Annotated in this window: 20 protein-coding genes; 7 read left to right on the top strand and 13 right to left on the bottom strand. The window is 63.3% G+C overall.

The features are described from left to right. Positions 1–74 precede the first annotated feature (74 nt). Complete coding sequence (pmbA, locus tag ACODSJ_RS11735; RefSeq protein WP_489101867.1) at positions 75–1,421, bottom strand: metalloprotease PmbA; 1,347 nt, start codon at positions 1,419–1,421, stop codon at positions 75–77. Positions 1,422–1,529: 108 nt separating this feature from the next. On the opposite strand from pmbA, the gene yjgA reads away from it, so the two are divergent. Continuing rightward, positions 1,530–2,054 carry a ribosome biogenesis factor YjgA gene (gene yjgA / locus ACODSJ_RS11730; protein WP_440793774.1) on the top strand — a complete coding sequence of 175 codons (525 nt, stop codon included), beginning with the start codon at positions 1,530–1,532 and terminating at the stop codon, positions 2,052–2,054. 130 nt (positions 2,055–2,184) lie between these two features. Here the strand turns inward: yjgA and tldD are convergent, their stop codons facing one another. The 8 genes from tldD to mreB form a co-directional block, all read right to left on the bottom strand. After that, positions 2,185–3,627, bottom strand: coding sequence for a metalloprotease TldD (tldD, locus tag ACODSJ_RS11725; RefSeq protein WP_307576186.1), 1,443 nt, complete (start codon positions 3,625–3,627; stop codon positions 2,185–2,187). A 5-nt stretch (positions 3,628–3,632) separates the two neighbouring features. After that, positions 3,633–4,496, bottom strand: a complete 864-nt coding sequence (locus ACODSJ_RS11720) for a carbon-nitrogen hydrolase family protein (protein WP_489101866.1) — start codon at positions 4,494–4,496, stop codon at positions 3,633–3,635. An 84-nt stretch (positions 4,497–4,580) separates the two neighbouring features. Further along, a complete protein-coding gene (locus ACODSJ_RS11715; protein ID WP_489101865.1) occupies positions 4,581–8,384 on the bottom strand; it encodes a YhdP family protein in 3,804 nt (1,267 codons plus the stop codon). Positions 8,385–8,444: 60 nt separating this feature from the next. Then, complete coding sequence (gene rng / locus ACODSJ_RS11710) at positions 8,445–9,902, bottom strand: ribonuclease G (RefSeq protein WP_489101864.1); 1,458 nt, start codon at positions 9,900–9,902, stop codon at positions 8,445–8,447. 44 nt (positions 9,903–9,946) lie between these two features. Beyond that, positions 9,947–10,552, bottom strand: a complete 606-nt coding sequence (locus ACODSJ_RS11705; protein WP_489101863.1) for a Maf family protein — start codon at positions 10,550–10,552, stop codon at positions 9,947–9,949. A 184-nt stretch (positions 10,553–10,736) separates the two neighbouring features. After that, complete coding sequence (gene mreD, locus ACODSJ_RS11700) at positions 10,737–11,225, bottom strand: rod shape-determining protein MreD (RefSeq protein WP_489101862.1); 489 nt, start codon at positions 11,223–11,225, stop codon at positions 10,737–10,739. Beyond that, on the bottom strand, positions 11,222–12,325 hold the full coding sequence (mreC, locus tag ACODSJ_RS11695) for a rod shape-determining protein MreC (protein ID WP_489101892.1): 1,104 nt from the start codon (positions 12,323–12,325) through the stop codon (positions 11,222–11,224). The genes mreD and mreC overlap by 4 nt, the downstream gene beginning before the upstream one ends. 137 nt (positions 12,326–12,462) lie before the next feature. Further along, the gene (gene mreB, locus ACODSJ_RS11690) at positions 12,463–13,500 is read right to left on the bottom strand and encodes a rod shape-determining protein MreB (protein WP_002555108.1); all 1,038 of its coding nucleotides are present in this window, start codon (positions 13,498–13,500) and stop codon (positions 12,463–12,465) included. Positions 13,501–13,714: 214 nt separating this feature from the next. On the opposite strand from mreB, the gene gatC reads away from it, so the two are divergent. The 6 genes from gatC to ACODSJ_RS11660 all read left to right on the top strand — a co-directional run bounded on the left by gatC (position 13,715) and on the right by ACODSJ_RS11660 (position 18,999). Then, positions 13,715–14,002, top strand: coding sequence for an Asp-tRNA(Asn)/Glu-tRNA(Gln) amidotransferase subunit GatC (gene gatC / locus ACODSJ_RS11685; protein WP_489101861.1), 288 nt, complete (start codon positions 13,715–13,717; stop codon positions 14,000–14,002). A gap of 16 nt (positions 14,003–14,018) precedes the next feature. Next, positions 14,019–15,470, top strand: a complete 1,452-nt coding sequence (gene gatA / locus ACODSJ_RS11680; RefSeq protein ID WP_489101860.1) for an Asp-tRNA(Asn)/Glu-tRNA(Gln) amidotransferase subunit GatA — start codon at positions 14,019–14,021, stop codon at positions 15,468–15,470. Positions 15,471–15,480: 10 nt separating this feature from the next. Further along, positions 15,481–16,926, top strand: a complete 1,446-nt coding sequence (gene gatB / locus ACODSJ_RS11675; RefSeq protein ID WP_489101859.1) for an Asp-tRNA(Asn)/Glu-tRNA(Gln) amidotransferase subunit GatB — start codon at positions 15,481–15,483, stop codon at positions 16,924–16,926. A 206-nt stretch (positions 16,927–17,132) separates the two neighbouring features. Then, complete coding sequence (locus ACODSJ_RS11670) at positions 17,133–17,510, top strand: septal ring lytic transglycosylase RlpA family protein (protein WP_489101858.1); 378 nt, start codon at positions 17,133–17,135, stop codon at positions 17,508–17,510. Positions 17,511–17,560: 50 nt separating this feature from the next. Beyond that, positions 17,561–18,622, top strand: a complete 1,062-nt coding sequence (locus ACODSJ_RS11665; RefSeq protein ID WP_489101891.1) for a calcium/sodium antiporter — start codon at positions 17,561–17,563, stop codon at positions 18,620–18,622. Beyond that, positions 18,619–18,999 (top strand): carboxymuconolactone decarboxylase family protein, encoded by a 381-nt coding sequence (locus ACODSJ_RS11660; RefSeq protein WP_003177973.1) that lies wholly within the window; start codon positions 18,619–18,621, stop codon positions 18,997–18,999. The genes ACODSJ_RS11665 and ACODSJ_RS11660 overlap by 4 nt, the downstream gene beginning before the upstream one ends. Positions 19,000–19,276: 277 nt before the next feature. Here the strand turns inward: ACODSJ_RS11660 and ACODSJ_RS11655 are convergent, their stop codons facing one another. From ACODSJ_RS11655 to ACODSJ_RS11640, 4 genes are all read right to left on the bottom strand, one after another. Continuing rightward, on the bottom strand, positions 19,277–20,218 hold the full coding sequence (locus tag ACODSJ_RS11655) for an AEC family transporter (protein ID WP_489101857.1): 942 nt from the start codon (positions 20,216–20,218) through the stop codon (positions 19,277–19,279). A gap of 285 nt (positions 20,219–20,503) precedes the next feature. After that, entirely contained in the window at positions 20,504–22,057 is a 1,554-nt protein-coding gene (garD, locus tag ACODSJ_RS11650; protein ID WP_489101856.1) for a galactarate dehydratase, read from the bottom strand. Positions 22,058–22,070: 13 nt separating this feature from the next. After that, positions 22,071–23,435: an MFS transporter gene (locus ACODSJ_RS11645; RefSeq protein ID WP_489101855.1), complete on the bottom strand. Its 1,365-nt coding sequence runs from the start codon at positions 23,433–23,435 to the stop codon at positions 22,071–22,073. A gap of 84 nt (positions 23,436–23,519) precedes the next feature. Next, positions 23,520–24,965, bottom strand: a complete 1,446-nt coding sequence (locus tag ACODSJ_RS11640; RefSeq protein ID WP_489101854.1) for an aldehyde dehydrogenase family protein — start codon at positions 24,963–24,965, stop codon at positions 23,520–23,522. Positions 24,966–24,974 lie beyond the last annotated feature (9 nt).

Raw genomic sequence — 24,974 nt, 5'->3', positions numbered from 1 at the left:
ACCACAGAAGGTTCTGCGAACCCAAAAAAGGCGCGCCATCCAAAGGACGGCGCGCCTTTTTCATTGCGGCCAGGTCAGCTACCCGCCACCGTCATCCGCTCGATCAACACCGAACCTGTGCGAATGTTGCTGCGCAGCTCCAGGTCGCTGCCCACGGCCACGATCTGCTTGAACATGTCGCGCAGGTTACCGGCGATGGTCACTTCCTGGACCGGGAACTGGATCTCGCCGTTCTCGACCCAGAATCCCGCAGCACCACGGGAGTAATCGCCGGTCACCATGTTCAGGCCATGGCCCATCAGTTCAGTTACCAGCAGGCCTCGCCCCATTCGCCGCAGCAAGGCGGCCTGGTCTTCATCGCCGTGGGTCACGAACAGGTTATGCACGCCACCGGCATTGGCAGTGCTCGGCATGCCCAGCTTGCGGCCCGAATAGGTGCCGAGGATGTAGGACACCAACTCGCCGCGCTCGACGAACGGCTTGGCATAGGTGGCCAGGCCATCACCGTCGAACGCCGAGCTGCCCATGGCCTGCACCAGGTGCGGACGTTCGTCGATGGTCATCCATTCCGGGAACAGCTTCTGGCCCAGTGCGCCCTCGAGGAACGAGGACTTGCGATACAGGTTGCCGCCGGACACCGCCGACAGGAAGCTGCCGAACAAGCCACCGGCCAGCTCGGCCGAAAACAGCACCGGTACTTCACAGGTCGGTACGGGTCGTGCGCCCAGGCGACTGGCCGCCCGTTGCGCGGCTTTCTGGCCGATGCTCACCGGGTCGGCCAGCAAAGTGCCCTGGCGGTTCACGTCGTACCAGTAATCGCGCTGCATCTGGCCGTCGGCTTCGGCGATCATCACGCAACTGAGGCTGTGGCGAGTAGATGCATAACCGCCGATGAAACCGTGGCTGTTGCCATAGACCCGGCAACCCTGGTGAGTGTTGAGCGTCGTGCCGTCGGCGTTCTTGATCCGGCTGTCGGCGTCGAAAGCCGCCGCTTCACAGCGCAGCGCTTGCTCGATGGCCTGTTCAGGGCTGATGTCCCAGGCATGGAACAGGTCAAAATCCTTTTGCTCCTTGCACATCAGCGCGGCATCGGCCAGGCCCGAGGCTTCGTCTTCAGAGGTGTGCCTGGCAATCGCCAGGGCCGCGGCGACGGTTTCGCGAACGGCGTCCGGGCCGCTGGCCGAAGTGCTGGCCGAGCCCTTGCGCTGGCCAACGTACAAGGTGATGCCAAACCCCTGGTCGCGATTGAACTCGACGGTTTCCACCTCGCGCTGGCGTACCGACGTCGACAGGCCCTGCTCCAGCGACACCGCCACCTCGCACGCGCTGGCGCCCTGTCGCTTGGCCTCGGCGAGGATCTGCTCGACTTGTTCCTGCAGTGCCGGCAACGCTTGTGGGCCGACGCTCTGAACTGCACTCATGGTGTTCTCCACTCAAATTCTGCTTTCGGTGATGGCCTTCTAGCGACCGGGCCGGACAAGCGGCCCCCGACTGGTTATCATGGCGGCGTTTCTTTGCGGACTGCCCCCATGGTTGATTCTTACGACGACTCCCTCTACGAGGGTGAAAAAAGCAAATCCCAGGTCAAACGCGAGCTGCATGCTCTGGTTGACCTCGGCGAGCGCCTGACGACACTCAAGCCTGACTTGCTGGCCAAACTGCCCCTGACCGACGCCTTGCGCCGGGCCCTGGCCGATGCGCCCAAGCACACCGCGAATATCGCGCGTAAACGGCACCTGCAATTCATCGGCAAACTGATGCGCGACCAGGACACCAGCGCCATCCTGGTCCTGCTCGACCAACTCGATGCCTCCACCCGACAGTACAACGAACGCTTCCATAACCTGGAACGCTGGCGCGATCGCTTGATCGCAGGCGACGACGGCACTTTGGAAAAGTTCGTCATCGACTACCCAGAGGCTGACCGTCAGCAACTGCGCTCCCTGATCCGTCAGGCCCAGCACGAGGTGGCACAGAACAAGCCGCCGGCCTCGAGCCGTAAAATCTTCAAGTACATCCGTGAGCTGGACGAAACCCAACGCGGTTTGCGCTGATCGCTCCCCCTTAGGGAGTTGCCTTTATTGTGGCGAGGGAGCTTGCCCTCGCTCGGTTCGACCGCATTGGGGCTACTGCGTAGCCCAGCGGGAGCAAGCTCCCTCGCCACAATAATTTGAACACGTCTTTTTAGGCGCCCGTGCCACCCACGGTGATCGCATCGATCTTCAGGGTCGGCTGGCCGACGCCTACCGGCACCGATTGCCCATCCTTGCCACAAGTGCCCACGCCGCTGTCCAGCGCCAGGTCGTTGCCGACCATCGACACCTTGCTCATCGCCTCCGGCCCGTTGCCGATCAAGGTCGCACCCTTGACCGGCGCGGTGATCTTGCCGTCTTCGATCAGGTAGGCCTCGCTGGTGGAGAACACGAACTTGCCGCTGGTGATGTCCACCTGGCCACCGCCGAGGTTGGCGCAATAGATGCCCTTCTTCACCGAGGCGATGATCTCCGCCGGATCGCTCTGGCCGCCCAGCATGTAGGTGTTGGTCATGCGCGGCATCGGCAGGTGCGCGTAGGATTCGCGGCGACCGTTACCCGTGCGGGCCACGCCCATCAGCCGAGCGTTGAGCTTGTCCTGCATGTAGCCCTTGAGCACACCGTTCTCGATCAGCGTGGTGCACTCGGTCGGAGTACCTTCATCGTCGACGCTCAGGGAACCACGACGCCCGGCCAGGGTGCCGTCATCGACGATGGTGCAGAGTTTCGAAGCGACCATTTCACCCATACGCCCGCTGTAGGCCGAACTGCCCTTGCGGTTGAAGTCGCCTTCCAGGCCGTGGCCCACCGCCTCGTGCAGCAGCACGCCGGACCAACCCGAACCCAGCACCACCGGCAACGTGCCCGCCGGGGCCGGGATGGCTTCAAGGTTGACCAGCGCCTGGCGCAGCGCTTCGCGGGCATAGCCCATGGCGCGGTCTTCATTGAGGAAATAACGGTAGTCGGTACGCCCGCCGCCGCCATGGCCGCCGCGCTCACGGCGCCCGTTCTGCTCGACGATCACGCTGACGTTGAAACGCACCAGCGGCCGGACGTCCGCGGCCAGGCCACCGTCGGTGGAGGCCACCAGGATTCGCTCCCAGACACCGGCCATGCTCACCGTCACCTGCTGGATACGCGGGTCGAGGGCGCGGGTCGCAACGTCGATGCGCTTGAGCAGTTCGACCTTTTCGGCACGGCTCATGACCTCCAACGGATTGTCCGGCGCATATAACTGGGCCACGTCCTGGCTGCTGAAGGCCTGGACCGTGCCGTTCTGCCCGGCACGGGAAATCGACCGGGCGGCACGGGCCGCAGCACCGAGGGCTTCGAGGGTAATGGCGTTGCTGTAGGCAAAACCGGTTTTCTCCCCCGACTGGGCCCGTACGCCGACGCCCTGGTCGAGATTGAAGCTGCCTTCCTTGACGATGCCGTCCTCCAGCGACCAGGACTCGGAGATCTGGCCCTGGAAATACAGGTCGGCGGCGTCGATACCGGGGCCGGCCAGGTCACCCAGCACGCCTTGCAGGCTTTCGAGGGTCACGCCACCGGGGGCTAAGAGGTGTTCACTGACTGAGGACAACAACCCGCTCATATGTTCTACGCCTTGAATTCATCATCTTGGACAGGCCGCTGTCGAGCGCCCTGCGAGAAAAAGCGCCGATGGCTGGCCACCGGCATGCGCGCCCGGATGGACGCCTGTTCGCTGCTGTCGCACTCGGCCAGCAGTACCGCCTCGCCTTGATCCTGTTGTGCCAGCACCCGCCCCCAGGGGTCCACGATGGCGGCATGGCCAAAGGTTTCCCGAGGCCCCGGGTGCACGCCACCCTGGGCGGCCGCCAGCACATAGCACTGGGTCTCGATGGCCCGGGCGCGAATCAGGACATCCCAGTGGGCCGCCCCGGTCACCGCGGTAAACGCCGAGGGCGCCGTGATCAGCTCGGCCCCGGCGGCCCGCAGCTCGCTGTAGAGCTCCGGGAAGCGCAAGTCATAACAGACCGTCAGGCCGACACTCCCCACGGGAGTGTCGGCCACCACCACATTGGCACCGTAAGCATAGTCATCCGACTCGCGATAACGGCCGCGATTGTCCGCCACATCCACGTCGAACAAGTGCAGCTTGTCATAACGCGCCACGACCTGCCCCTGATCGTCCACCAGCAACGAGCAGGCATGGGCCTTGGCTTCGGGATGATCGACAGGCGGCAATGGCAGCGTGCCCGCCACAATCCATAACTTGAGGTCGCGGGCCACCTGTTTCAACCAGGGCAGGATCGGGCCCTGACCAAAGGCTTCGGCGCGACCGATATCGGCAATGTCCCGCCGGCCCATGGCCGCGAAATTTTCGGGTAGCACCGCCAGCCTTGCACCGCCGGCAGCGGCCTGTTCCAGCAGCACCCGGGCGCGGGCCAGATTGGCGAGCACATCGCTCTGGCTGACCATTTGAATCACAGCGACTGGCATGGGGCTTCCCTCCGTTTTTTATCCTCACCCCAGGGCGGCTTTGCTCCCACAGGCTCGTTCCCACAAGGGGTTTTGCATCGTCTGTCAGAACGGCTTGTCAAAGGTGATCTTCGGCTCTTTCCACGGCCCCTTGACGTCGTATTTTACGCTGGCAAAACGCGCCACGCGGTCGCCGATCAGTTTATCGATCAGGAACAATGCCCCACCCACCGCCGGCGCGCCGACGATCAGCGCCGCAATCGGCAGGTTGTTGGTCACGGGCAATGTCACCAGCAGCTTGGCATCGACCCGGTCGGCCACCATGTCCAGCGTGCCGTTGAGCTCCAGGTTGCTGGACGGTCCTGTCAGGGTGATGGGCTCGCGGGTCACGTACACACCCTCGCTCGCCACCAGCAACCCCTTGACCCGGTCGTAGCTCAGTCCCTTGGCGAACAGGTCGGAAAAGTCCAGGCGCAAGCGTCGGCCAATGGAGTTGAAATTCAGCAGGCCAAATACCCGCAGTGCCTGGGCACTGCCTTCGACCTCAACGAACTGGCCTTTGCTCAGCGACGCATCCAGGCTGCCGGAAAACCGCTTGGTGGCCACCCACGCCGGCGAACCGGGCCAGCGCCCGTCGACATCCATGCGGAACTCCTGGCTGGTCACGCTGGGGGCGAATCCCCAGCCCTTGAGCACGTCGCCCAGGTTCTTGCCGGCGATACGACCTTTGTACCAACTGCTGGTGGAACCGGGCGCGCCTTCCCAACCGCCGCTGCCGTTCAACACCATGCCCTTGAGGCCCATGTCCAGGTTGTTCAGCGCGATGCCCTTGGCGGTCGGACGCACTTTCAAAGACCACGCACCGATAAGATCAGGTCCCTGGAACAACTGGTCGATGGCGATATCCATGGCCGGGATCTTGGTCGGGTCCACCGAGGCCAACGGGTCCGGGGCGTTTTCGTCCGCTTGCACGGTCGGGTCCGCTGCCGGCAGGCGTACGTAGTCCAACTTGATGCCGATCGGGGCGGCCTGGGCGTCCGGCAGGCTGACATTGCCCTTGGCCTGCTGGCTGTCGAGCCGCAACGCCCACGCGTCCGGCTTGCGGTCCAGTTGCACCGAGGCGCGCTCCAGGGTCGTGCCCAGGGCGGTGAGCTTGCCGACGGTCAGGTTGACGCTGTTGAGCAATTGCCTGGCGCTGCCGCCCGGATCCTGGCCGGCGTACTTGCTGACCAGGGCCTGCCAGGGGCTGACGTCCAGCTCAGACAGCGCGCCGCGCAAGCGCAGCCCCTTGGCCCCTGGCAGCACCGCATCACCTGCACCCAGCAACAGTTCTCCGCGCCCCTCGGCGACCTTGCCGCTCGGCGCCGCGTACGTGAAGCTGGCGAGGTCGCCATAATCGACCCAGTAGCGGCGCTCCGGCCCTTGCAGGGTCATGCGAAACACCGTGTCACGCCCGGCCTCGGCGGTCATGCCGAAAGGTGCGGGCAGGTCCACCGCCAGCCCCTTCAGGCTGGAGCTGACCGACAACTGGCTGTCGGCGCCATCGAGGATCACCTGCAACTGGTACGGCAAAACGCCGGACACCGGCAGCGGCTGGGTGACGTTCAGCCAATCGGCGAGCTTCTTGGCCTCTACTCGCCCGGAGGCGGTGACACGCGTGTTGAGTGCGCCGGCACGACCCTCGGCAAAAATCTGCGCCGTCACGGGCCGCTCGAATACTTGGGCCGTGATGCCTTTGCCGCTCAAGCCCTTGCCGCTGTCAAAACGGAAGTCACCCTTGAGTTGGGTCAGCTCCAGTACCGGCTCGCTCAGCTTGAGCCGCGCCTTGTCGGTGGCGAAGTCCACGAGGATCTTCGGCTGTTCGCCTTTGACCAACGGGATATCGAGCTTGACGCTGCCCTGCAGGCCACCCTCGCCTTCCCACCCGGCGAAGGTCTGGGCCGTACCGATCGGTGCCGTCTGGAGGATTTTCAATCCATCGCCCAGTCCGCCGACAAAGCCGCCGTCGAGCAACAGGTGGGAACTCTCGCCACTGGGGACGTGGGGGATATTCACCGAGACGTCCTTGACCTGCGTATCAAGCAATTGGCCCTGGCTGGCGAAGATGCGCACACCGCTGTCTTCGACGAAGACATCGCCGCTGACCTTGCCGACCGAAGGCCAGCCGGGCTGGAACGCCAGTTCGGCGTCATGCACCTTGAAGAACAGGCTGATGCTGCGCGCCGCGTCCTCGGCACCGTGGTTCAACGAACCTTGATACTGGAAAAAGCCCTGGTCCACCGCGCCCTTGACGATGGCCGTGCGCAACCACTCATCCAGCGCCGGGCTGAGGACCGCCGGCAGGTACTTGGCGGTGTAGCGCCCGTCGCCGTCCACCAGGCCGACGCGCAGGTCCATGTAGTCTTCCTGGTTGTGGTCGAAATGCAGGCGGATCAGGAAATCGCCGGCAATCCGCCCCTCTTCGCCCAGCACCTTCAGGTACGGCGCGATCAGGGTGAAGCCTTGTTGGTCCAGCTTCCAGGTCAAGCGAGCGTTGGCCTGCAAATATTGCCAGGGCTTGGCGAAGATCGGGTCCAGGTGCAGGGAGAAATCCTTGCTGTCCATGCGCAATTCACCGCCACCCAGGTCGCCACTCAGGCTGCCGGAAACGTTACGCGCCGCCGGGGCACCGTGATAGGCATCGAAGCCCAGCGTGTCCAGGTTGGTGGCAAAACTGACTTTCTGATCACCGCTGTTTTGCGGCCGGTAGTCCAGCAGGACGTTACGCAGGGCGCCGGTGAACTTGAGTCGATCGATGGCCGTCGCGACGCCCTCTGGCAGCGGCGCCAAGGCATTGAGTAACGGTGTGATCGGTGTCAGGTCGAGGCGATCGGCCTGCAGATGCCAACGCTCTTCGGCCTTGTCGGTGGCGTTGCTCTGTTGCAGTTGCAGACGTGACTCCCAGCGGGTTTCCCCAAGGCTCATCGCCAGGGAGTCGAACGTTGCGGTGAACCCTTCGCTGCTGCGCTGGTAGTAGCCGTTGAGCGCCAGGTTATGGATCTGCACCGGTTTGCGCTCGGCGTAGGCCCCTTGGAGTTGCGGTGCGTTCAGACGCATGGCCGCGCTTTGCAGCGCGCCTTGGCCCCAACTGAACCAGAATTCGCCGCCGGCCTTGAGCTGGGAGAAATGCCACTGCTGGGTCAGGCGTTTCGGCAGCCATTTGGACCAATCGCTCTGCGGCAGGCTCACGTAAACCTCGGCCTCGCCGTTCTGCCAGTCGCTGGCGCGGATGCGGGTGCGCAGGTTCAGCGCCACGGGCTGGCCGTCTGGCAATGTCAGGCGGGCGTCCAGGCGCTGGCGCGTGACACCGGTGCGCAGGCTCAGGCCAACGTAGGTCAGGGTCAGCGGCGATTGATCCTGCGGTTGCAAGGTGACCTGGCTATCGAGCAATGACAGCTTGGCAACCATTTGCATGCGATCGAACAATTGTTGCGGGTCAAGCGGCTGGTCTCCCTGCACCGGCAGGCCTTCCAGGGCCCACTTGCCATCGGCGCCCTCCTTGACGCTGACCTTCAAGCCGCTGAGTTCCAGGTGAGCAATGCGCACCTGGCGCGCCAGCAGGCTTTGCCAAAGGTCAGGCACGGCCCGCACCTGATCCAGGTGCAGCGCATTGACGTCGTCGCCGACCACCACGTCGCGTGCCGCCAGCACGGGCGCCAGGCCGCTCCAGCTACCGTCCAGGCTGCCGATGTGCACCGGCAGGCCCAACGCTTGCGTAGCCTGGGTCTCGACCTCGGCGCGGTATTCGGCCACCAGCGGGACCAGCTCGCGGCCCAGGCTGACATACAGTGCCAGCAGCACCAGCAACAGCGCGCACAGGCCCAACCCCCAACGGGTCAGCGTCGCGAAAAAGCGTGTCAGACGCTCCATGTCAGTGGGCTCCCCTGGCCAAGGCTTTCAAATACGCGGGGCCTGCCGCTTCCCAGCCCTTCAGAGCAACACCACGTCGTATTGTTCCTGGGAGTACATGGTTTCCACCTGGAAGCGAATCGTCCGGCCAATAAAGGCCTCCAGCTCCGCGACGTTGCCTGACTCTTCATCGAGCAGGCGATCCACCACTTTCTGGTTCGCCAACACTCTATAGCCGGTGGCCTGGTAGGCGCGCGCTTCCCGGAGAATTTCCCGGAAGATTTCGTAACACACGGTTTCCGGGGTCTTGAGCTTGCCCCGGCCCTGGCAACTGGTGCACGGCTCGCACAGCACCTGCTCAAGGCTTTCGCGCGTGCGCTTGCGGGTCATTTGCACCAGGCCCAGCTCGGTAATCCCGATGATGTTGGTCTTGGCGTGATCGCGCTCCAGTTGTTTTTCCAGGGTTCGCAGCACCTGGCGCTGATGCTCTTCATCTTCCATGTCGATGAAGTCGATGATGATGATCCCGCCCAGGTTGCGCAGGCGCAGCTGGCGGGCAATGGCCGTGGCCGCCTCCAGGTTGGTCTTGAAGATGGTTTCTTCCAGGTTGCGGTGCCCCACGAACGCGCCGGTGTTGACGTCGATGGTGCTCATGGCTTCGGCAGGATCGACCACCAGGTAGCCACCGGACTTGAGCGGCACCTTGCGCTCAAGGGCTTTCTGGATCTCGTCCTCGACACCGTACAAATCGAAAATCGGTCGTTCGCCGGGGTAATGCTCCAGGCGGTCGGCGATTTCCGGCATCAGCTCGGCCACGAACTGCGTGGTTTTCTGGAAGGTTTCCCGCGAGTCGATGCGGATCTTCTCGATCTTGGGGCTGACCAGGTCGCGCAGCGTGCGCAGCGCCAGGCCCAGGTCTTCGTAGATGACGCTGGGGGTGGCGATGGTCTTGATCTGCGCGGCGATCTGGTCCCAGAGCCTGCGCAGGTAACGGATGTCCATGAGGATTTCATCGGCGCCAGCCCCTTCGGCGGCGGTGCGCAGGATGAAGCCTCCGGCCTCCTTGATGCCTTCTTTTTCCACGCAGTCGCTGACCACCTGCTTGAGGCGCTCGCGCTCGGCTTCGTCCTCGATCTTCAGCGATATACCGACATGGGCGGTACGCGGCATGTACACCAGGTAGCGCGACGGGATCGACAATTGCGTGGTCAGCCGCGCGCCCTTGGAGCCGATGGGGTCCTTGGTGACCTGCACCACCAGGCTCTGCCCTTCGTGGACCAAGGCGCCGATGCTCTCCACAGCCGGCCCCTCGCGCATGGAAATTTCCGACGCATGGATGAATGCTGCGCGATCCAGGCCGATATCGACGAACGCCGCCTGCATGCCCGGCAAGACCCGCACCACCTTGCCCTTGTAGATATTGCCCACGATGCCGCGCTTTTGCGTGCGCTCCACATGCACTTCTTGCAGCACACCGTTTTCGACCACCGCCACGCGCGATTCCATCGGCGTGATGTTGATCAGGATCTCTTCACTCATGGCAGGGTCTCGTTCAGGCATGTTCACGATTATGGCCGCATCTGTCAGACGGCGCTCGGCGCGCTCAAGGTTTGCCAACAGGGTATGCCGAAATGGCCCAGCAGTTGCGCGGTTTCGCACAGCGGCAAGCCGACCACGGCCGAATAACTGCCTTCAAGCCCGGCGACGAACACCGCCCCAAGCCCTTGGATGCCATAGCCACCCGCCTTGTCCCGGGGTTCACCGCTGGCCCAGTAGGCCAGCGCCTCCTGTTCGGTAATCCCACGAAAACGCACCCGGCTGCGGACCACGCGAGACTCGCAACGCTGGCCGTCCAGAAGGGCGATGGCGGTGAGCACTTCGTGATCGCGTCCCGAGAGCGCCAAGAGCATCGCCAGGGAGTCGGCCTGGTCCAGCGGCTTGCCGAGAATCCGCCCCTCGAGCACCACGGCCGTGTCGGCGCCGAGCACGCAAGCCGGCAGGTCGGCGCTCAAGGCGCGACGCCCGGCCTCGGCCTTGCCACGCGCCAGGCGCTCGACATAGGCCGATGGGGTTTCATGATCCAGAGGTGTTTCGTCGATGTCCGCGCTGACGGTGGTGAACGGCACGCCGATCTGGGTGAGCAATTCACGCCGACGCGGCGAGCCTGAGGCGAGGTAAAGCGGCTTCATCAAGACATCTCCCTCTCAAAGCACGGGCTTCCAAACGCAAACAGCTTTTGTGGCGAGGGAGCTTGCTCCCGCTGGGCTGCGCAGCGGCCCTGATTTTTTACGGTCGCTACGCAACCGAGCGGGAGCAAGCTCCCTCGCCACAGGGTGTAAGTCATCAAAAAAAAGTGTAGATATCCTGGGCCAATCAGTTGATTTTGAATCGCAGGCGCAGGCCGCGCAAACCGAAGCTGATCCAGGGCCAGAGCAAGGCGCTGACCAAGGCCGGCAGTACCAGCGCCAGGGTCGGCTGACGGTTGCCGGTCAGCGCGCTGAGCCACAACTGCACCAACTGCGCCAAACCGAAGATCACCAGGATCACCAGGCTTTGCTGCCACATCGGGAACATCCGCAAGCGTTGCTGCAGCGACAGCACCAGGAAGGTGATGAGCGTCAGGATCAGCGCGTTCTGTCCCAGCAACGTGCCGTAGAGCACGTCCTCGGCCAGCCCCAGGCACCAGGCGGTGACCATGCCGACCTTGTGTGGCAGGGCCAGCGCCCAGAAAGCCAGGAGCAAGGCCAGCCACAACGGCCGCAGGATCTCCATGAACTGCGGCAGCGGCGAAACGCTCAGCAGCAGGCCGAGGGCAAAGGTCAGCCAGACCATCCAGCCGTTACCGGAGTGCGTGGTGCTCATTCTTCTCGTTCTCCCCTGTTGGCGGGCGCGGCAGGCGGCGTAGCGGCCGGTGGCTTGGCGGCGGGCCGGGCATGCTGGGTGGCCGGGGCATGGGTGGCCGAGCGGGCAGGCGTTGCAGCCGGTGTGACCGGCGCTGGCGTGGCCGGTGCCGGCGCTTGAGGCTTGGGCACGATGGCCGGGACAGGGGCCGCGGTCGCCGGAGCGGTGGTCGATTCGGCGCCTTGTCGATCCTGCGCTTCCTGGGCGGCTGCAGCGTCGTTGGCGCGCTCCTCGGGTGTGCGGTTGTCGCTGAACACCAGCAGTAGGTAGCGACTGCGGTTCAGCGCAGCCGTCGGCACCGCGCGCACGATGGCAAATGGCTGGCCCGAGTCATGGATGACTTCCTTGACCGTGGCCACCGGATAACCGGCCGGGAAGCGTTGACCGAGGCCGGAGCTGACCAGCAGGTCGCCTTCCTTGATGTCGGCGGTGTCGGCCACGTGCCGCAGTTCCAGGCGTTCCGGGTTACCGGTGCCGCTGGCAATCGCGCGCAGGCCGTTGCGGTTGACCTGCACCGGGATGCTGTGGGTGGTGTCGGTCAGCAGCAATACGCGGGAAGTGTAGGGCATCAGCTCCACCACCTGCCCCATCAGGCCGCGGGCGTCGAGCACCGGCTGGCCGAGGACCACGCCGTCGCGCTCACCCTTGTTGATCAGGATACGGTGGGTGAAAGGATTCGGGTCCATGCCGATCAACTCGGCCACTTCGACCTTTTCGTTGACCAGCGCAGAAGAATTGAGCAACTCGCGCAACCGCACGTTCTGCTCGGTGAGGGCCGCCAGCTTCTGCATGCGCCCCTGCAACAGCAGGTTTTCGGTCTTGAGTTTTTCGTTTTCGGCGACCAGTTCGGTCCGGCTGCCAAATTGACTGGCCACACCTTGCCACAACCGTTGCGGCAGGTCGGTGATCCAGTAGGCTTCCATCAATACCAGCGACATCTGGCTGCGCACGGGTTTGAGCAGCGTGAAGCGGGCATCGACCACCATCAGCGCGACCGATAGCACGGCCAGCACCAGCAGGCGCACACCCAGTGAGGGGCCCTTGGCGAAAAGCGGTTTAATAAGCCGCTCCTCCCAGGCAAATGTTCTCTTTATTCATACGGTATCAAACCGGCCTGGATACGAATGACAGAAGATAAACGCCAACGGGCAGCACTGCAAAGTGCTGCCCGGGAGCGAACAACATGGACTCGACAGACTTATTCGCTGGAGAGCAGGTCCATGGTGTGCTTGTCCATCATTTCCAATGCACGGCCACCGCCACGGGCAACGCAGGTCAGCGGGTCCTCGGCAACGATCACCGGCAGCCCGGTTTCCTGGGCCAGCAGCTTGTCGAGGTCACGCAGCAGCGCGCCACCACCGGTCAGCACCAGGCCGCGCTCGGCGATGTCCGACGCCAGTTCCGGCGGCGACTGCTCCAGGGCGCTCTTGACCGCCTGGACGATGGTCGCCAACGACTCTTGCAGGGCTTCGAGCACTTCGTTGGAGTTGAGGGTGAACGCACGTGGAACGCCTTCGGCCAGGTTACGACCGCGAACGTCGACTTCGCGCACTTCACCGCCCGGGTAGGCCGTGCCGATTTCCTGCTTGATGCGCTCGGCGGTGGATTCGCCGATCAGGCTGCCGTAGTTGCGGCGCACGTAGGTGATGATCGCTTCGTCGAAACGGTCGCCGCCCACACGCACGGATTCGGCATAGACCACGCCATTGAGGGAGATCAGTGCGATTTCAGTGGTACCACCACCGATATCGACGACCATCGAACCGCGGGCTTCCTCTACCGGCAGGCCGGCACCGATGGCAGCGGCCATGGGCTCTTCGATCAGGAACACTTCGCGGGCACCGGCACCGAGGGCCGATTCACGGATGGCGCGACGCTCCACCTGGGTGGATTTGCATGGAACGCAGATCAGCACACGAGGGCTGGGCTGCAGGAAGCTGTTTTCGTGAACCTTGTTGATGAAGTACTGCAGCATCTTTTCGCAGACGCTGAAGTCGGCGATCACGCCGTCTTTCATCGGGCGAATGGCGGCGATGTTGCCCGGTGTACGGCCCAGCATGCGCTTGGCTTCCGTACCGACGGCCACGACACTCTTCTGGTTGCCGTGGGTGCGGATAGCCACGACCGAGGGTTCATTCAGGACGATACCGCGCTCGCGCACGTAAATAAGTGTGTTGGCAGTGCCCAGGTCGATGGAAAGATCGCTGGAAAACATGCCACGCAGTTTCTTGAACATGGGAAAGGGACCCTAGGCAACGCGTGGGTAAAAAAGTGCGGCAAACTCTAACAACGACAGGGATTTTGGGCAAGGCGCCAATATGGTAAATTGGCCGCTTTTCTGTGCACCAAACCCTACAATTGCGGCCGTAGGACCGTAAAAAGGCGGTAGTGTTCCGATAATCCAACTCACGGACAGACTGCGTCCGTTTTGTTTTCCGCTGGAGAATCCCATGGCGCTTGAACGCTCCGACGTGGAAAAAATCGCTCATCTGGCCTGCGTGGGCCTCAATGAAGCCGATCTTCCACACATCACCGCTGCCCTGAACAGCATCCTGGGCCTGGTCGACGAGATGCAGGCGGTCAATACCGACGGTATCGAACCGCTGGCCCACCCTCTGGAAGCCAGCCAGCGCCTGCGCGCCGACGTCGTGACCGAGTCCAATCATCGCGAGGCCTACCAGTCCATCGCACCGTCGGTCGAAAACGGCCTGTACCTGGTTCCGAAAGTCATCGACTAAAGGGAAAGAGCCTCTCATGCATCACATGACCCTGGCCGAGATCGCCCGCGGACTCGCCGACAAGAAATTTTCCTCCGAAGAGCTGACCAAGGTTCTGCTGGCGCGCATCGCCCAGCTCGACCCGCAGCTCAACAGCTTCATCAGCCTCACCGAAGAACTGGCCCTGGGCCAGGCCAAGGCCGCCGACACCCGTCGTGCCAATGGTGAGAGCGGCGCCCTGCTCGGCGCACCGATTGCCCACAAGGACCTGTTCTGCACCCAGGGCATCCGCACCAGCTGCGGCTCGAAGATGCTCGACAACTTCAAGGCCCCCTATGACGCCACCGTGGTCGCCAAGCTGGCCGCCGCCGGCACCGTGACCCTGGGCAAGACCAACATGGACGAATTCGCCATGGGCTCGGCCAACGAGTCGAGCTACTACGGCGCGGTGAAGAACCCGTGGAACCTGGAACACGTACCGGGCGGTTCGTCCGGCGGTTCGGCGGCTGCCGTGGCCGCGCGCCTGTTGCCGGCCGCCACCGCGACCGACACTGGCGGTTCGATTCGCCAGCCGGCGGCGTTCACCAACCTCACGGGCCTGAAGCCGACCTACGGTCGCGTGTCGCGCTGGGGCATGATCGCCTACGCCTCCAGCCTCGACCAAGGGGGCCCGCTGGCCCGCACCGCCGAAGACTGCGCGATCCTGCTGCAAGGCATGGCCGGCTTCGACCCGAACGACTCCACCTGCATCGATGAGCCAGTGCCGGACTACAGCGCCAGCCTCAACGGTTCGCTGCAAGGCCTGCGCATTGGCGTGCCGAAGGAGTACTTCAGCGCCGGTCTCGACCCGCGCATCGCCGAGCTGGTCCACAACAGCGTTAAAGAGCTGGAAAAACTCGGCGCGATCATCAAGGAAATCAGCCTGCCGAACATGCAGCACGCCATTCCCGCGTACTACGTGATCGCCCCGGCAGAAGCGTCCTCGAACCTGTCGCGCTTCGACGGCGTGCGCTTCGGCTACCGCTGCGAAAACCCGGAAAACCTCGTGGACCTGTACAAGCGCTCCCGTGGCGAAGGCTTCGGCGCCGAAGTGCAGCGCCGGATCATGGTCGGTGCCTACGCGCTGTCCGCCGGCTACTACGACGCTTATTACCTCAAGGCGCAGAAGATCCGCCGCCTGGTGAAGAACGACTTCATGGCTGCCTTCAACGAGGTCGACATCATCCTCGGCCCGACCACGCCGAACCCAGCCTGGAAACTCGGCGCCAAGAACAGTGACCCGGTCGCCGAGTACCTGGAAGACGTCTACACCATCACCGCCAACCTCGCCGGCTTGCCGGGCCTGTCCATGCCGGCCGGTTTCGTCGATGGCCTGCCGGTGGGCGTGCAGTTGCTCGCGCCGTATTTCCAGGAAGGCCGCCTGCTCAACGTGGCGCACCAGTACCAGCTCAATACCGACTGGCACACCCGCACCCCAACCGGCTTCTGAGGAGAAACACATGCAATGGGAAGTCGTGATCGGGCTGGAGATTCATACCCAGCTCACCACCCGGTCGAAAATCTTTTCCGGTAGCTCCACCACCTTCGGTTCCGAGCCCAACACCCAGGCCAGCCTGGTCGACCTGGGTATGCCCGGCGTGTTGCCGGTGCTCAACGCCGAAGCGGTGCGCATGGCGGTGATGTTTGGCCTGGCGATCGACGCCGAGATCGGCCAGCACAACGTGTTCGCCCGCAAGAACTACTTCTACCCGGACCTGCCCAAGGGCTACCAGATCAGCCAGATGGAACTGCCGATCGTCGGCAAGGGCCACCTGGACATCGCCCTGGAAGACGGCACGGTCAAGCGCGTCGGCATCACCCGTGCGCACCTGGAAGAAGACGCCGGCAAGAGCCTGCACGAAGAATTCAACGGTGCCACCGGCATCGACCTGAACCGTGCCGGCACGCCGCTGCTGGAAATCGTTTCCGAGCCGGACATGCGCAGCGCCAAGGAAGCCGTGGCCTACGTCAAGGCAATCCACGCATTGGTGCGCTACCTGGGCATCTGCGACGGCAACATGGCCGAAGGTTCGCTGCGCTGCGACTGCAACGTGTCGATCCGCCCGAAAGGCCAGGCCGAATTCGGCACCCGCTGCGAGATCAAGAACGTCAACTCGTTCCGCTTCATCGAGAAGGCGATCAACAGCGAGATCCAGCGCCAGATCGAACTGATCGAGGACGGTGGCAAGGTCATCCAGCAGACCCGCCTGTACGACCCGAACAAGGACGAGACCCGTCCGATGCGCAGCAAGGAAGAAGCCAACGACTACCGTTACTTCCCCGACCCAGACCTGCTGCCGGTGGTCATCGAGGACTCGTTCCTCAATGACGTGCGCGCTACCCTGCCGGAATTGCCACCGCAGAAACGCGAACGCTTCCAGGCGCAATTCGGGCTGTCGAGCTATGACGCCAACGTCCTGGCCACCAGCCGCGAACAGGCCGACTACTTCGAGAAAGTCGTGAGCATCGGCGGCGACGCCAAGCTGGCGGCCAACTGGGTCATGGTCGAGCTGGGCAGCCTGTTGAACAAGCAGGGCCTGGAAATCGACGAGTCGCCGGTCTCTGCCGAGCAGTTGGGCGGCATGCTGTTGCGGATCAAGGACAACACCATCTCCGGCAAGATCGCCAAGATGGTCTTCGAAGCCATGGCCAATGGCGAAGGCAGCGCCGACGAGATCATCGAGAAGCGCGGCTTGAAGCAGGTCACCGACACGGGCGCGATCAGCGCCGTGCTCGATGAAATGCTCGCGGCCAACGCCGAGCAGGTCGAGCAGTACCGCGCGGCAGACGAAGCCAAGCGCGGCAAGATGTTCGGCTTCTTCGTCGGCCAGGCCATGAAAGCCTCCAAGGGCAAGGCCAACCCGCAACAGGTCAACGAACTGCTCAAAAGCAAGCTCGAGGGCTGATGGCCATGGAGCCAGTCTTTGAATCTGGCTCAATTCCCTGTGGGAGCGAGCCTGTGGGAGCAAAGCTTGCTCGCGATGAAGACGCCTCGATCCGTCAGTGGACCGCGTTATCGTTCATCGCGAGCAAGCTTTGCTCCCACAGGCTTAGCCCCTACTGGCTTAGCTTCTACTGGCGAGCTCCCATATCTGTAGTTGGAAAACCCTACATGAAGCGTCTCCTCGGCGCCTGCGCCCTGCTGTCCCTGCTGGCCGGTTGCGCCAGCCAGAGCGGGACGGTCGACTCACACGGCTATGACCAGACCGGCATCGCCTCATATTACGGTGCCAAGCACCACGGCAAGCGCACCGCCAGTGGCGAGCGCTTCGACCAGCACAGCCTGACCGCGGCCCATCGCCAGTTGCCGTTCGGCACACGGGTAAAGATCACCAACCTGGGCAACAACGACAGTGTCGTGGTCCGCATCAACGACCGCGGCCCCTATACTCGTGGTCGCTTGATCGACGTATCCCGCGAAGCGGCCGAACAACTGGGCATGTTGCGCAGCGGCACCGCCCGGGTACGTGTGCAAGCCCTCGACGACTGATAGACGGAGCGCCCGCCATTCCCCTCCTCAGCGCCCTACCACTGCTCAGCCTGATCGAACTGTCCGGCGGCCTGCTGTTGCTGATCGCCGGTGCCGAGCTGCTGGTGCGTGCCGCCGTGGGCCTGGCGGCGCGCTTGCAGGTGCGGCCATTGATCATCGGCCTGAGCGTCGTCGCCTTGGGCAGCAGCGCACCGCAAATGGCCGTCAGCCTGCAGGCAACCCTGACGCAAAACGCCGACATCGCCGTGGGCAGCGTGATCGGCAGCAGCATCTTCAACATCCTCGTCACCCTCGGGCTGTCGGCGCTGATCATTCCGTTGCGTGTCTCGCGCCAATTGGTGCGCCTGGACATCCCGCTGATGATCGGCGCCAGCCTGCTGGTGTTCGTGCTGGCCTGGAACGAAGAACTGACGCGACTCGACGGGGTGTGGCTGCTGATCGCCCTGGCGGTGTACCTGGGCTTGCTGCTGCGCCAGTCACGCCACTCCGGTCGTCCGCACGCGGTGGCGATCGAAGGGGCTCGGGCGTCCTGGCCCAAGAGCCTGTCGATGATCGTGCTGGGCCTGGCCATGCTGATTTTTGCCGGGCACCTGCTGTTGGGTGCGGCGGTGGAAGTGGCCATGGACCTGGGCCTTTCGGAGCGCATTATCGGCCTGACCATCGTCGCGGTCAGCACCTCGTTGCCCGAGCTCGCCACCTCGCTGATCGCCGCCCTGCGTGGCCAGCGGGACATCGCCGTGGGCAACGTGATCGGCAGCAACCTGTTCAATCTGCTGGGGGTGCTCGGCGTCACCGCCCTCGCCGCGCCGACGCCGCTCTCGGTTTCGCCCAACGCACTGGACTTCGACTTGCCGGTGATGCTCGGCGTAGCGGTGCTGTGCCTGCCGGTGTTCTATTCCGGCTACCGCGTCACCCGTGCCGAAGGCCTGGCGTTGCTGGGCTTGTACGTGGCCTATGGACTGCACGTGATGTCGTTCACCACCGGCATGCCGCTGGCCGGCCAGCTGGAACGCTTGATGCTGTTCTATGTGCTGCCGGTGTTGCTCACGTTCTTGTTGTTCACCTCCGTGCGCGCCTGGCGCCGCCAACACCACAAGAGGGATTTGCCATGACCGACACACCGAAGACCGGCCTGGACATGCGTCGCCAGGTAATGGGCGACGCCTTCGTCGACCGCGCCCTGGGCAACGCCACCGAATTCACCCAGCCGTTGCAGGACTTCGTCAACGAACATGCGTGGGGCAGCGTCTGGAGCCGCGAGGGCCTGCCGCTCAAGACCCGCAGCCTGATCACCCTCGCCGCCCTCACCGCCCTCAAATGCCCACAGGAACTCAAGGGCCACGTGCGTGGCGCGCTGAACAACGGCTGCACCGTGGAAGAGATTCGCGAGGCGTTGCTGCATTGCGCGGTGTACGCGGGCGTGCCGGCGGCGATCGATGCGTTTCGGGCAGCGCAGGAAGTGATCGACAGTTATCAGAAACCTGAGTGACCGTTAGATCGCTATCGCGAGCAGGCTCGCTCCCACAGGGGATGTGAGGTGAATGCAGATTTTGAGTTCACCAAAGAACCCTGTGGAAGCGGGCTTGCTCGCGAAGAGGACCTGAAGAACACCACAACCTCAGACCTAGGCTCTGTACGAAAAGGCTTGATACTCGTTCATGCTGCGTTGAAAACAGCCTCGGAATGCTCATGTACTCCAGTACACTCCGCTTCCTCGGCTGTTTTCGCCTTGCCTGACCTTCGTCTCAAGACTTTTCGTACAGACCCTAGATCCACCCACCCCACTGCAACACGAAAATCCCCAGGTTGGTGGTAATCGCCGCCATCAAGGTGGTGATGACGATGATCGCCGCCGCCAGTTCATGGTTGCCCTCCGCCGCCCGGGCCATGACGAAGCTGGCCGCCGCCGTCGGGCTGCCGAAGTACAGGAACAGGATCCCCAACTCCGCCCCGCGAAAACCCCAGAGCCAGGCGCCCAGGGTGGTCAGCAGTGGCAGGCCGACCATTTTCACCAGGCTCGAACTCAAGGCCATCTTGCCGCTCTTGCGCAAGGCCACCAGCGACAGCGTGCCGCCGATGCAGATCAGCGCCAGGGGCAAGGTCATCTGCGCCAGGTACTTGCCCGAGGTCTCGAGCCAGGTCGGCAGGCCGATCTGCCAATAGGCGAAGGGGGCCGCGCTGATGACACTGATAATCAGCGGGTTGCTGATCACGCTCTTGCAGATGCTCCATGGATCGGACTTGATCACTGGGCTGTAGACCGCCAGCACGATGGTCGACAGGGTGTTGTAGAACAGGATCACCAGCGCGGCGAGGATCGCCCCCAGGGAGATCCCGTAGTCACCGTACATGCTCGCCGCCAGTGCCAGGCCAATGACGCCGTTATTGCCGCGAAACGCGCCCTGGGTGTAGATGCCACGGTCCTGGCGCGGGCAACGCCAGATCGCCCAGCCCCAGGCCATGGCGAAACTCACCAGGGTGGCGACGGCGAAATAGATCAGCAGGGCGGGCTGCAACGCCGCGTGCAGGTCGGCATGCAGGATGCCCAGGAACAACAGCGCCGGCATGGTGACGTTGAACACCAGGGACGAGGCTGTGTGGATGAAATTGTCGTTGATCCAGCCGATGCGCTTGAGCAACACCCCTAGGAACAACATGGCAAACACCGGCGCGGTGATGTTCAGGGTTTCGAGGAAAATGGCCAGCATGCCGGGGACCTTCAGAGGGAGGATGTCGTTAGGTGGCTAATGATAAGCCACCCACGGCACTGGCGTCTGGTAGAGCATCATCGCGAGCTCGCTCCCATAGGACTCACATCAACCGTGGCGAGGGAGCTTGCTCCCGCTCGGCTGCGAAGCAGTCGCCAGCTTTGGGCTTGCTTCGCAAGCCAGCGGGAGCAAGCTCCCTCGCCACAGGGGGCATTCCCACTGGAGGCTTTGCTGGACTCAGATCCACACTCACCGCACCCACAGGGGCATTTGGCGTTTGTGGGATCAGGTAATCGGCGCCGGGTTGAACAGCGTAATGTCGTTGTGCAGCTTGTGTCGCTCGGCCCAGGTCTGCTTCTTGCCGCTGGCCACGTCCAGGTAGTAGTGGAACAGTTCCCAACCCAACTCCTCGATGGACGCACGCCCGGTGGCGATCCGCCCGGCGTCGATGTCGATCAGGTCCGGCCAGCGCTGGGCCAGTTCGGTGCGGGTCGAGACCTTCACCACCGGCGCCATCGCCAGGCCGTACGGCGTGCCGCGACCGGTGGTGAACACGTGCAGGTTCATCCCCGCCGCCAGTTGCAGCGTGCCGCAGACGAAATCGCTGGCCGGCGTGGCGCAGAAGATCAGGCCCTTGTGCTTGAAGCGCTCGCCCGGGCCGAGCACGCCGTTGATCGCGCTGCTGCCCGACTTGACGATCGAACCCAGGGATTTTTCGACGATGTTCGACAAACCGCCCTTCTTGTTGCCCGGCGTGGTGTTGGCGCTGCGATCGGCCTCGCCCTTGGCCAGGTAACGGTCGTACCAGTCCATCTCGCGCACCAGCTCCTGGGCGACTTCCGGAGTCTGCGCCCGGGAAGTCAGCAGGTAGATCGCGTCGCGCACTTCGGTGACTTCGGAGAACATCACCGTCGCCCCCGCGCGCAACAACAGGTCCGAGGCATAGCCCAGGGCCGGGTTGGCGGTGATGCCGGAAAACGCGTCACTGCCGCCGCACTGCATGCCCAGGATCAACTCCGAGGCCGGTACGGTTTCGCGACGGCGCTGGTCGAGTTTCTTCAAGCGGGTCTCGGCCAGTTCCATGATCTGCTCGATCATTTCGGTGAAACCGTGGCTGGCGTCCTGCAAGCGATACAACCACGGCTCGCTGAGGTCCACCGAGCTGTCGCCTTCATGCATCACCTGCCCGGCCTGCAATTTCTCGCAGCCCAGGCTGATCACCAGGGCTTCACCGCCCAGGTTCGGGTTGCGCGCCAGGTTGCGCACGGTGCGGATCGGAATATAGGCGTCAGTGGCGGTGATCGCCACGCCGCAGCCGTAGCTGTGGGTCAGCGCCACCACGTCATCGACGTTCGGGTACTTGGGCAGCAATTCGTCCTTGATGCGCTTGACCGCATGGTCCAGCACGCCGGTCACGCACTGCACCGTGGTGGTGATACCCAGGATATTGCGCGTGCCGACAGTCCCGTCGGCGTTGCGGTAGCCTTCGAAAGTGTAGCCCTCCAGCGGCGCATCGGCCGCTGGCACGTCAGTGGACAGCGGCAAGCTATCCAGCGGCGGTGCGGTGGGCATGCGCAGTTGGTCTTCCTTGACCCAACTGCCACGACGGATCGGTTGCAGCGCATAGCCGATGACCTGGCCGTAGCGAATCACCTCGCCCCCCTCGGGAATGTCCTGCAGGGTGACCTTGTGGCTCTGTGGCACGAAGTCCACGGTGACCAGGCCGTCCGGGAATTCGGTCCCGGCCGGTACGCCCTGGTCGTTGACAACGATCACCACGTTATCGCGCTCGTGCAAGCGGATGTAGCGGGGCGAATCGGCATGTTCAATCAATTGCATTGACGCCGCTCCTTCAGGATTTCGCTTCGGACAGACTGGAGATGCCGGCATCCTTGGCCGTTGGTTCCTTGAGCACGACACGCTTGATCGGCCCGACGATGACCAGGTAGCTGAACACCGCCACCAGTGCGTTGCAACCGACAAACACCAACGCCCACTTGAACGAACCGGTGGCACTGATGATGTAGCCGATGACGATAGGCGTGGTGATCGACGCCAGGTTGCCGAAGGTGTTGAACAGGCCACCGCTCAAACCGGCGATCTGTTTTGGCGAGGTGTCGGACACCACCGCCCAGCCCAGTGCGCCGACGCCTTTACCGAAGAAGGCCAGGGCCATGAAGCCCACCACCATCCATTCGATGTCGACGTAGTTGCAAGCCACGATGCTGCTGGACACCAGCAAGCCACCGATGATCGGCGCCTTGCGGGCGAAAGTCAGCGAGTGGCCCTTGCGCAGCAGGTAGTCGGAAATCACCCCGCCGAGGACGCCGCCGATGAAACCGCAGATCGCCGGCAAGGACGCGATGAAACCCGCCTTGAGGATGGTCATGCCGCGCTCTTGCACCAGGTACACCGGGAACCACGTCAGGAAGAAGTAAGTGATGCCGTTGATGCAGTACTGGCCCAGGTAGACGCCGAGCATCATGCGGTTGGTCAGCAGTTGGCGGATGTAATCCCACTTCGGACCGTCTGCTTTCTTTTCCTTGCCCTTGTCCTGGTCCATGTCGACCATCGCGCCGTTGGCGGCGATGTGATTGAACTCGGCCTCGTTGATCATCGGGTGCTGGCGCGGGCTGTAGATCACTTTCAGCCAGATCAGCGAGAACACGATGCCGATCACGCCCATCACGACGAACACGTGCTGCCAGCCGAAGCGGTAGACGATCCAGCCCATCAGCGGTGCGAACAACACGGTGGCAAAGTACTGCGCCGAGTTGAAGATCGCCGAGGCGGTGCCGCGCTCTGCGGTGGGGAACCAGGCAGCAACGATGCGCGCGTTGCCCGGGAAGGACGGCGCTTCGGCCAGCCCGACCAGAAAGCGCAGCATGAACAGCGCGACCACGGCCGTGGACATGCCGAATTCACCGACATAGCCTTGCAGCACGGTGAACAGCGACCAGGTGAAGATGCTCAGGGCATAGATTTTTTTCGACCCGAAACGGTCGAGCAGCCAGCCGCCGGGAATCTGCCCGGCCACGTAGGCCCAGCCGAAGGCGGAGAAGATGTAACCGAGGGTCACGGCATCGATGCCGAGGTCTTTTTGCAGGCTGGAGCCTGCGATGGCGATGGTGGCGCGGTCGGCGTAGTTGATCGTTGTCACCAAAAACAGCATGAGCAGGATCAAATAGCGGACGTGAGTCGGCTTGGTCGCTTGCATGTAACGGTACTCCCACTATTTATTTTTATGCGGGTCAGCAGATTGTACGACGGGGCTGGATAACCGGCCCCGCCGGTGTTGCAGTTACGATCCGATGTAAGTGGTCTTCACCACGGTGTAGAACTCTTGCGCGTAGCGACCCTGCTCACGCGAACCATAGGACGAGCCTTTGCGCCCGCCAAACGGCACGTGGTAATCCACGCCGGCGGTCGGCAGGTTGACCATCACCATGCCCGCCTGGGAATGGCGCTTGAAGTGGTTGGCGTACTTCAACGAGGTGGTGGCGATACCCGCCGACAGACCGAACTCGGTGTCGTTGGCCATTGCCAGTGCGGCCTCGTAGTCGGCCACGCGCACGACGTTGGCCACCGGGCCGAAAATCTCCTCGCGGCTGATGCGCATCGAGGCTTCGCTGTCGCTGAACAAGGTCGGCGCCAGGAAATAACCTTCGGTGTCGCACGTCACCAGGCCGCCACCGCTGACCAGCCGCGCACCTTCGCTCTGGCCGATGTCGATGTACTTCAAGTCCTGGTTGAGCTGGGCTTCGGAAACGACCGGGCCGATATCGGTGCCGGCCTTCAACGCATGGCCGACCTTGATCGACTGCATGCGCTCGGCCATCGCCGCGACGAACTTGTCGTGGATGCCGGCGGTGACGATCAGCCGGCTCGATGCCGTGCAACGCTGGCCCGTGGAGTAGAACGCGCTCTGCACCGCCAATTCGACCGCCTGTTTGAGGTCGGCGTCGTCGAGGATGATCTGCGGGTTCTTGCCGCCCATTTCCAATTGCACCTTGGCTTGGCGCGAGACGCAGCTGACGGCGATCTGCCGACCCACGCCCACGGAACCGGTGAAGCTGATGCCGTCGACTTTCGGGCTGTTGACCAGCACGTCGCCGACCACACGGCCGCTGCCCATGACCAGGTTGAACACGCCGGCCGGGAAACCGGCACGGGAAATGATCTCGGCCACGGCCCAGGCACAGCCCGGCACAAGTTCGGCGGGCTTGATCACCACGCAGTTGCCGTAGGCCAGGGCCGGGGCGATTTTCCACGCAGGAATCGCAATCGGGAAGTTCCACGGGGTGATCAGGCCGACCACACCAAGGGCTTCACGGGTCACTTCTACGTTGACGCCCGGACGCACCGACGGCACGTAATCGCCCGACAGGCGCAGGCATTCACCGGCGAAAAACTTGAAGATGTTACCGGCGCGGGTCACTTCGCCAATGGCTTCGGGCAAGGTCTTGCCCTCTTCCCGTGCCAGCAGTTGGCCGAGCTCTTCGCGACGGGCGAGGATCTCGCTGCCGACTTTGTCCAGCGCATCATGACGGGCCTGGATGCCCGAGGTCGACCAGGCCGGGAACGCGGCACGGGCGGCTTCGATGGCGGTATTGACTTGCGCTGCGTCAGCCTTGGCGTATTCACCGATGACATCGGACAAATCAGACGGGTTGATGTTGGTGCAGTAGTCAGCACCGGCCACCCACTGACCGTTGATGTAGTTATCGAAACGCTTTGAATCTGCCACGAATGCTCC

It is taken from the genome of Pseudomonas sp. FG6, from assembly GCF_057809015.1.
Note: the sequence above shows the minus strand (reverse complement) of the source record. Positions and strands in the feature narration are given on the sequence as shown.

What these genes read in the sequence shown, in the direction of transcription:
- pmbA (WP_489101867.1), bottom strand. Translation starts at nt 1,421, where the DNA reads ATGAGTGCAGTTCAGAGCGTCGGCCCACAAGCGTTGCCGGCACTGCAG.
- yjgA (WP_440793774.1), top strand. Translation starts at nt 1,530, where the DNA reads ATGGTTGATTCTTACGACGACTCCCTCTACGAGGGTGAAAAAAGCAAA.
- tldD (WP_307576186.1), bottom strand. Translation starts at nt 3,627, where the DNA reads ATGAGCGGGTTGTTGTCCTCAGTCAGTGAACACCTCTTAGCCCCCGGT.
- ACODSJ_RS11720 (WP_489101866.1), bottom strand. Translation starts at nt 4,496, where the DNA reads ATGCCAGTCGCTGTGATTCAAATGGTCAGCCAGAGCGATGTGCTCGCC.
- ACODSJ_RS11715 (WP_489101865.1), bottom strand. Translation starts at nt 8,384, where the DNA reads ATGGAGCGTCTGACACGCTTTTTCGCGACGCTGACCCGTTGGGGGTTG.
- rng (WP_489101864.1), bottom strand. Translation starts at nt 9,902, where the DNA reads ATGAGTGAAGAGATCCTGATCAACATCACGCCGATGGAATCGCGCGTG.
- ACODSJ_RS11705 (WP_489101863.1), bottom strand. Translation starts at nt 10,552, where the DNA reads ATGAAGCCGCTTTACCTCGCCTCAGGCTCGCCGCGTCGGCGTGAATTG.
- mreD (WP_489101862.1), bottom strand. Translation starts at nt 11,225, where the DNA reads ATGAGCACCACGCACTCCGGTAACGGCTGGATGGTCTGGCTGACCTTT.
- mreB (WP_002555108.1), bottom strand. Translation starts at nt 13,500, where the DNA reads ATGTTCAAGAAACTGCGTGGCATGTTTTCCAGCGATCTTTCCATCGAC.
- gatC (WP_489101861.1), top strand. Translation starts at nt 13,715, where the DNA reads ATGGCGCTTGAACGCTCCGACGTGGAAAAAATCGCTCATCTGGCCTGC.
- gatA (WP_489101860.1), top strand. Translation starts at nt 14,019, where the DNA reads ATGCATCACATGACCCTGGCCGAGATCGCCCGCGGACTCGCCGACAAG.
- gatB (WP_489101859.1), top strand. Translation starts at nt 15,481, where the DNA reads ATGCAATGGGAAGTCGTGATCGGGCTGGAGATTCATACCCAGCTCACC.
- ACODSJ_RS11670 (WP_489101858.1), top strand. Translation starts at nt 17,133, where the DNA reads ATGAAGCGTCTCCTCGGCGCCTGCGCCCTGCTGTCCCTGCTGGCCGGT.
- ACODSJ_RS11660 (WP_003177973.1), top strand. Translation starts at nt 18,619, where the DNA reads ATGACCGACACACCGAAGACCGGCCTGGACATGCGTCGCCAGGTAATG.
- ACODSJ_RS11655 (WP_489101857.1), bottom strand. Translation starts at nt 20,218, where the DNA reads ATGCTGGCCATTTTCCTCGAAACCCTGAACATCACCGCGCCGGTGTTT.
- garD (WP_489101856.1), bottom strand. Translation starts at nt 22,057, where the DNA reads ATGCAATTGATTGAACATGCCGATTCGCCCCGCTACATCCGCTTGCAC.
- ACODSJ_RS11645 (WP_489101855.1), bottom strand. Translation starts at nt 23,435, where the DNA reads ATGCAAGCGACCAAGCCGACTCACGTCCGCTATTTGATCCTGCTCATG.